The sequence below is a fragment of the Phenylobacterium sp. genome (assembly GCF_035944335.1).
Classification (GTDB): domain Bacteria; phylum Pseudomonadota; class Alphaproteobacteria; order Caulobacterales; family Caulobacteraceae; genus Phenylobacterium.
The window spans coordinates 23,544-30,713 of sequence record NZ_DASZBG010000005.1 but is presented as its reverse complement, the minus strand read 5'-3'; the positions used below and the strand labels follow the sequence as shown (position 1 = coordinate 30,713).

Annotated in this window: 5 protein-coding genes; all 5 read left to right on the top strand. The window is 71.7% G+C overall.

The window, feature by feature from the left end:
* The coding region (locus VGT80_RS01135) for a PaaI family thioesterase (protein WP_327452164.1) at positions 1–240 on the top strand (240 nt) is incomplete at its 5' end.
* A gap of 127 nt (positions 241–367) precedes the next feature.
* On the top strand, positions 368–2,176 hold the full coding sequence (locus tag VGT80_RS01130; protein WP_327452162.1) for a DUF885 domain-containing protein: 1,809 nt from the start codon (positions 368–370) through the stop codon (positions 2,174–2,176).
* A gap of 66 nt (positions 2,177–2,242) precedes the next feature.
* Positions 2,243–4,369: a prolyl oligopeptidase family serine peptidase gene (locus VGT80_RS01125; protein ID WP_327452160.1), complete on the top strand. Its 2,127-nt coding sequence runs from the start codon at positions 2,243–2,245 to the stop codon at positions 4,367–4,369.
* An 89-nt stretch (positions 4,370–4,458) separates the two neighbouring features.
* Entirely contained in the window at positions 4,459–5,490 is a 1,032-nt protein-coding gene (locus VGT80_RS01120) for an HWE histidine kinase domain-containing protein (RefSeq protein ID WP_327452158.1), read from the top strand.
* A 381-nt stretch (positions 5,491–5,871) separates the two neighbouring features.
* Complete coding sequence (locus VGT80_RS01115) at positions 5,872–7,155, top strand: hypothetical protein (RefSeq protein WP_327452156.1); 1,284 nt, start codon at positions 5,872–5,874, stop codon at positions 7,153–7,155.
* Positions 7,156–7,170 lie beyond the last annotated feature (15 nt).

Below are 7,170 nucleotides of genomic sequence, written 5' to 3'. Positions count from 1 at the left end.
ATGTCGCTGATGCCCGAGATGACGCCCATGTCGCTGGAGCTGAAGGTCAGCTACTTCGCCCCGGCCCGCCCCGGCCGGGTGATCGCCGAGGGCTGGATCGAGCGCCGCGGCCGGGCCACCTGCTTCGCCGAGGGCCGGCTGCTCGACGCCGACGGCAAGGTGCTGGCCAAGGCCAGCTCCACCATCCGCCTGATCCCCCGCGAGGTCGTCGAGGCCAGCGCGCGCCGGGCCATGGAATAGGCGCCGGCATCCCGCCGGTGATCTTCAAGCGACCCCCGGGAGTTCCCGGCTGCGAGCCGACTTGATCGCCCCCCGCGAGTTCATGCTACCCAGGACGTCGGATCGCGCGGTCGTTGGGGGGCTCTAGGTGCATCGTCGTTCGTTCATGGCCACGGCGGGCGCGCTCGCCCTGACGCCCGCCCGGGCCCTGGCCGCGCCCGGCTCCGACGCCGCCCTCTATGACGCCGTGCTGGAGGCCGTGCTGCGCGCCTCGCCCGAGACCGCGACCAGCTATGGCCTGGACGCCGGGCCCCGCGCCGGGCTGAAGCATCGCCTCGACGACCGCGGCGCCGCCAACCGCCTCAGCTATTTCGACGCCATCATCGACGCGGGCCCGAGGCTCGCCAGCGCCGCGCCGCCGGCGACGCCGCGCGCGGCGATCTTCCGCGCCATGGCCGCCTCGCTGGCCGACAACGCCCGGCCGTTCCGCGGCTTCGCCTATGGCGGCATCGGCGGCTTCGGCTATCCCGTGGCCAACGTCGTGACCCAGGTCTCCGGCGCCTACCAGGACATCCCCGATTTCCTGGCGACGCAGCACACCATCGCCACCGCCGACGACGCGAGCGCCTACCTCGATCGGCTGACCGACTTCGGCCGGGTCGTCGACCAGGAGACCGAGCAGGTCCGCGCCGACGCCGGCCGCGGCGTGACCCCGCCGGGCTTCCTCATCGACCGCACGCTGGCTCAGTTGGGGAGCTTCCAGGCCGAGCAGCGCGGCCCCACCGCGGGCCTCGTCCGGGCCCTCGCCGACCGCACGGCCGGCAAGACCATCGCCGGCGACTGGGCCGGCCGCGCCCAGGCCATCGTCGACGGGCCGGTCGCCGCCGCCATCGCCCGCCAGGCCGCGGCCCTCGCGGCGCTCCGCCCCCACGCCCGCGAGACCGCCGGCGTCGGCGCCCTGCCCGACGGCCAGGCCTACTACGCCCACTGCCTGCGGTTCCAGACGACCACGAACCTCTCGCCGGACGCCGCCCATGCGCTGGGCCTGGAGCAGGTGACGGCCGTCACGGCGCAGACCCGCGCGGTGCTCGATCAGGCCGGCGTCCGCACCGGCACGGTCAGCCAGGGCATGGCGGCGATCTCCCGCGATCCCGCTCAGCTGTTCCCCGACACCGACGCCGGGCGCGCCGAGATGCTCGACTACATCCGCGCCCGCCTGAAGGACATGTACGCCCGCCTGCCGCGCGTCTTCGAGACCCTGCCCAGGACGGCGCTGGAGGTCCGCCGCGTGCCGCCCGCCAACCAGCTCGGCTCGCCCGGCGCCTATTCGCTCTCCGGCAGCATCGACGGGACCCGCCCCGGCGCCATCTATTTCAACCAGGCCGACACCAGGAACTGGCCGCGCTGGAGCGTCGACACCACCGTCTACCACGAGGGGGTCCCCGGCCATCATCTGCAGGGGTCGATCGCCAACGAGACCGCCGACATCCCGACCCTGTTCAAGCTCCTGAACTTCAACGCCTATGCCGAAGGCTGGGCGCTCTATGCCGAACAGCTGGCTGACGAGCTCGGCGCCTATGACGACCATCCGCTGGGCCGACTGGGGCGGCTGCAGGGATCGCTGTTCCGCGCCTGCCGCATCGTCGTCGACACCGGCCTGCACGCCAGGGGCTGGACCCGCGAGCGGGCCATCGCCTTCCTGGTCGACAAGGCCGGCTCGACGCCGGACGACGCGCGCCGCGAGATCGAGCGCTACTGCGCCTGGCCGGGCCAGGCCTGCGGCTACAAGATCGGCCACCTGGAGTTCCTGCGCCTGCGCCAGCATGCCCGCGACCGGCTGGGCGCGCGCTTCGACATCAAGGGCTTCCACCGCACCGTGCTCGAACAGGGCGCCATGCCGCTCGACGCCATGGGCGTCGCCGTCGACGGCTGGATCCGCCGGCGCGCCGCCGCCTGACATTTTCGGCTTCTAAGCGGCGCGCCGGGGCTCTAGCGTCGCAACCTTCGGATCGGGGACCCTTGCATGCGTTCAGCTCTCTTCGCCGCGGCCATCGGCCTTCTCGCCCTGGGGGCCTCGGCGCCGCACGCCGCCCGCGCCCAGACCGCCGCCACCGACGCGGCCGATCCCTACATCTGGCTCGAGGAGGCCAATTCGCCGCGCGCCATGGCGTGGGTGAACGCCCACAACGCCAAGGCCACCTCCGTCCTCGAAGCCGACCCGCGCTACCCCGCCCTCTACCGCGAAGCCCTGGCGCTCGCCGAGGCCAAGGACCGCATCCCCACCGGCGGCTTCCTGCACGGGGCGATCTACAACTTCTGGCAGGACGCCGACCACGTGCGCGGCATCTGGCGCAAGACGACGCTGGCCAGCTACCAGACCGCCGAGCCCGACTGGACCACCGTCCTGGACGTCTCGGCCCTGGGCAAGGCCGAGAACAAGAGCTGGGTCTTCAAGGGCGCGCCCTGCGCCAGGCCCGCCGAGCGCCTCTGTCTGGTCCACCTGTCCGAGGGCGGCGAGGACGCGGCGACCATCCGCGAGTTCGACCTGGACACCGGCAAGTTCGTCGACGGCGGCTTCGTCATCCCCAAGTCCAAGGCCCGCGTCGCCTGGGAAGACGAGAACACGCTCTTGATCTCCAACGCCTGGGCGCCGGGCGAGCTGACGGCGTCCGGCTATCCCTACATCGTCAAGCGGCTGAAGCGCGGCCAGGCGCTGGACCAGGCCGTCGAGGTCTATCGCGGCGACAAGGCCGACGGCGGCTACGGCGTCTCGCCGGGCGTGCTGCGCGACAGCGCCGGGCGCACCCTGGCGGTCATCGTCCGGCCCTTGGACACCTTCCGCCACGAGACCTATGTCCTGACGCCCAAGGGGACCAGGCGCCTCGCCATTCCCATGAAGGCCAGCGTCGAGGAGCTGATCGCCGGCCGCGTGGTGATCCGCACCGAAGAGGACTGGAAGGCGGGCGGCAAGACCGTCCCGGCCGGCAGCCTGGCCTGGGTTCCGCTGGCCGCGCTGAAGGCCGACCCCGCACACCTGAAGCCCACGATCCTCCTGACGCCCAGCCCGCGCCAGGCCCTGGAGAGCACGGCGACGACGCACGACAAGCTGCTGATCACCATGCTCGACAACGTCAAGGGCGCGGCCTTCGTCTACACGCCCACCGCCAAGGGCTTCGCCAGGGCCCGCCTGCCGCTGCCGGACAACGCCTCGGTGCGCCTGGCCGCCACCGACGACGACAGCAACCGCGCCTTCATCGGCGTCTCCGGTTTCCTGACGCCCTCGAGCCTGTGGCTGGCCGACGCCGGCGCCGGCGCGGTGAAACAGATCAAGACCCTGCCCGCCAAGTTCGACGCCTCCCAGGACGTGGTCGAACAGCTGGAGGCGACGTCGAAGGACGGCACGCGGGTGCCCTACTTCGTGGTCCATCGCCGCGACATCAGGCTGGACGGCTCCAGCCCCACCCTGATGACCGCCTATGGCGGCTTCCAGGTCTCCTCGACGCCGGCCTACAGCGCCACCAACGGCAAGCTCTGGCTGGAGCGCGGCGGGGTCTATGTGCTGGCCAATATCCGCGGCGGCGGCGAGTTCGGGCCCAGGTGGCACGAGGCCGGCCTCGTCGAGAAGCGCCAGGTGATCTACGACGACTTCGCCGCGGTGGCCCGCGACCTGATCGCCCGCAAGATCACCTCGCCCCGCCGGCTCGGCATCGAGGGCGGCTCCAACGGCGGCCTCTTGATGGGCGTCGAGTTCACCCAGCATCCGGAGCTCTGGAACGCCGTGGTCATCGACGTGCCGCTGCTGGACATGATCCGCATCTCGAAGATCGCGGCCGGGGCCAGCTGGCAGGGCGAATACGGCGACGTGAACGCCAATCCCAAGGCCATGGCCTTCTGGATGAAGACCTCGCCCTACCAGAACCTGCACACCGGCGTGAAATATCCGGAGCCCTTCATCTTCACCACCACCAAGGACGACCGCGTGGGCCCGCAGCACGCCCGCAAATTCGCGGCCCGCATGGAGGAGATGCATCTGCCCTACCTGTTCTACGAGAACACCGAGGGCGGCCACGGCGCCGGCGCCGACCTCAAGCAGCAGGCCCACACCACGGCGCTGACCATGACCTATCTGCAGATGAAGCTGATGAACTAGCGCTCAGCTGCCGTCGGCCGCTTTACAAGGATCGCGACGCGGCGAATCCTCGGCGGCGTTGAATCGCGGATCTGGGCTGTCGGGGGCCGATGCAGACGACGACGGAGCGGGCGGAGGCCCAGAGCCTGGCGGCCGCCGTGGAAGGCCTCGCCACCCAGATCGCCACCGGTCGCCGCGGCCTCGCCAGCCGGATCGAGATCGGGCTGGTGGCGGCCGCCATCGGCATCGGCGCCCGCAGCGCGCTCGATCCGGTGCTGGGCGACCACCTGCCCTTCTCGCTGTTCTTCCCGGCCATCCTGCTGGCGGCCCTGTTCGGCGGCGCGCCGGCGGCGACCCTCACCCTGGTCATGACCACCGTCGCGGGCTGGTACATGTTCCTGCCGGAGAAAATGAGCTGGAGCGTCACCGACGGCAGGGTCGTCGATGTGCCGATCTTCATGGCTGTGGGCGCCCTGACCGCGGCGCTCGGGCTCCTGCTGCGCGCCGCCCTGATCCGCCTGGAGGCCCACCGCCGCCGCCACGAGGTGCTGGTGGTCGAGCTCAGCGAGCGCCTGGAGAAGGACCTCGCCACCATCGCGGCCCTGGCCCAGTCCACCCTGCGCGGGGCCGGCGAACGGCGCGCCGCCGGCGAGGCCTTCGTCGACCGCGTGGCCATCCTGCGCGACGCCCACCGCGAGCTCGGGGCCCAGGACTGGACCTCCGCGCCGCTGCGCCGGATCGCCGAGCGCTCGATCCGCCATCTGGCGCGCGAGGCCGCGAGCCGCATCCTCATCGAGGGACCCGCCGTCCACCTCGACCCGGACGTCGCAGTCATGCTGTCGTTGTGCTTCTGGGAGCTGGCCGACAACGCCCGGCGTCACGGCGCCCTGTCCGCGCCGGAGGGCAAGGTGCGATTGGAATGGACGCTCAGCGCCTCGGGGGTCGTGGATCTCGCCTGGATCGAGACCGGTGGCCCGCCACGCGGGTCCCAGACCCGCGGCTTCGGCCTCGACATGCTGGAGCGCGGCGCGGCGCGCCGCCTGCCCTGGCGCTCGGAATGGCTGCCCGGACTGGTCCGCTGGACCCTGCGCTTCGAAACCGAGGCGCCGCAGACGCCGCTCCGCGTCCGCCGCGCGGCCTAGGGTCTGTACCATACCGCTCATCCCGGCGAAGGCCGGGACCCAGATCTCAAGGGTGGGTGGCGGATTGGGCGAACTCTGACGCCATAGAGCCCGCGTCTGAGTCTTTCCATCTGGGTCCCGGCCTTCGCCGGGATGAGCGGTGAGGGGGATTCGGGCGCTTGAATTCATTCGGCCGGAATGAGTCCGGACCCTAGCGCGGCGCTCCCGACCCGCCCCCCTGGCCTCCGGCGCGGCTTGGGCCTAGTCTGGCGTCTGGCGTTCAGGACGCCCCCGGTCCGCGGGAAGGACAGAGTCCGCCTGATCGAAACCGACCCCTTCTCCGGTTCCACGCGAACCTCCTTGCCCGAACATGCGGACGGCGGGCGCAAGAGGAGGCTCGTCATGCCTGAATACCGTGCGCCGGAATTCCACCTTCCCGTCCGCCCCGACCTCGGCCAGCTCAAACGCCAGGCGAAGGAGCTGCTGCGCGCGGCCCGCGCCGGCGCGCCGGAGGCGGTCGACCTGTTCGCACGCTTCCACCCCGGCGGTCGCGATCCGGCGAGCATCCGCCTGTCCGACGCCCAGCTCGTCCTGGCGCGCGCCTACCAGGCGCCGTCCTGGCCGCGGTTGGCGCTAGCCTGCCGCTTGGTCGAGGCGATCTGGCGCGACGATGTGGCCGCCGCCCGCGACCTCATCCGACGTCATCCCACCCTGCTCCACGAGGAGGTGCTGATCCGCAAGAACAACTGGGGACCGCCGTTGAGCTACGCCGCCAACCTCGGCCGCGACGCGATCATCTCGGCCTTCATCGAGGCGGGCGCCACCGACTTCGCCAAGGCGATCAACCGCGCGGCCCTGCAGGGCCAGATCGGCACGGCCCGCAAGCTGCACATCGCGGCCGGTTCGCCGCCCCCGGCGCCGACCGCGCTCGACGACCCGGCCTATACGCTCAACGTCGAGGGCACGGCCTTCATCTTCGAGATCGGCGGCAAGGTCTACGACGAGGCCGGCGCCCCGCTGGCGCCGGTGGGCACGGTGCTCGGCAGCGACAGCCGCCGTCCCGCGGCCAAGCACGAGATCCTGGAGACCTACGTCCGCCACGGGCTGGAGCTTGAGGACACCCCCGCCATGGCGCTGCATCGCGGCCGTATCGACCTCCTCGAGCAGCACCTCGTCCGCGACCCCGGCCTGCTGAACCGCCAGTTCGCCTATGCGGAGATCTATCCGCCGCACTGGTGCGGCCCGCCGGACGAGATCACCGCCACCCATGGCACGCCGCTGGCCGGCGCGACCTTGCTGCACATGAGCATCGACTATGACGAGGTGGAGATCGCCCGCTGGCTGATCGCCCAAGGCGCCGACGTCAACGCCCCGGCCGCCATCGATGGCGAGGGCTTCGGCGGCCACACGGCCCTCTTCGCGACCGTGGTCTCGCAGCCGAACTTCTGGACGAACCGCGGCCAGCGCCCCCGCGACGCCGTCTTCGCCGACCTGCTGCTGGCGCATGGCGCCGACCCCAACCTGCGGGCCTCGCTACGCAAGCAGCTGCATCCCGGCTACGGCGCCGACACCCTGCATGAGTACCGCGACGTGACCCCGCTGGCCTGGGGCGAACGCTTTCACCGAAAGGAATTCGTCAGCGAACCGGCGATGCAGGCGATCCGCGAGGCCGGCGGGCGGCCGTGAACCGCCTGAAGCGGC

What these genes read in the sequence shown, in the direction of transcription:
- VGT80_RS01125 (WP_327452160.1), top strand. Translation starts at nt 2,243, where the DNA reads ATGCGTTCAGCTCTCTTCGCCGCGGCCATCGGCCTTCTCGCCCTGGGG.
- VGT80_RS01120 (WP_327452158.1), top strand. Translation starts at nt 4,459, where the DNA reads ATGCAGACGACGACGGAGCGGGCGGAGGCCCAGAGCCTGGCGGCCGCC.
- VGT80_RS01115 (WP_327452156.1), top strand. Translation starts at nt 5,872, where the DNA reads ATGCCTGAATACCGTGCGCCGGAATTCCACCTTCCCGTCCGCCCCGAC.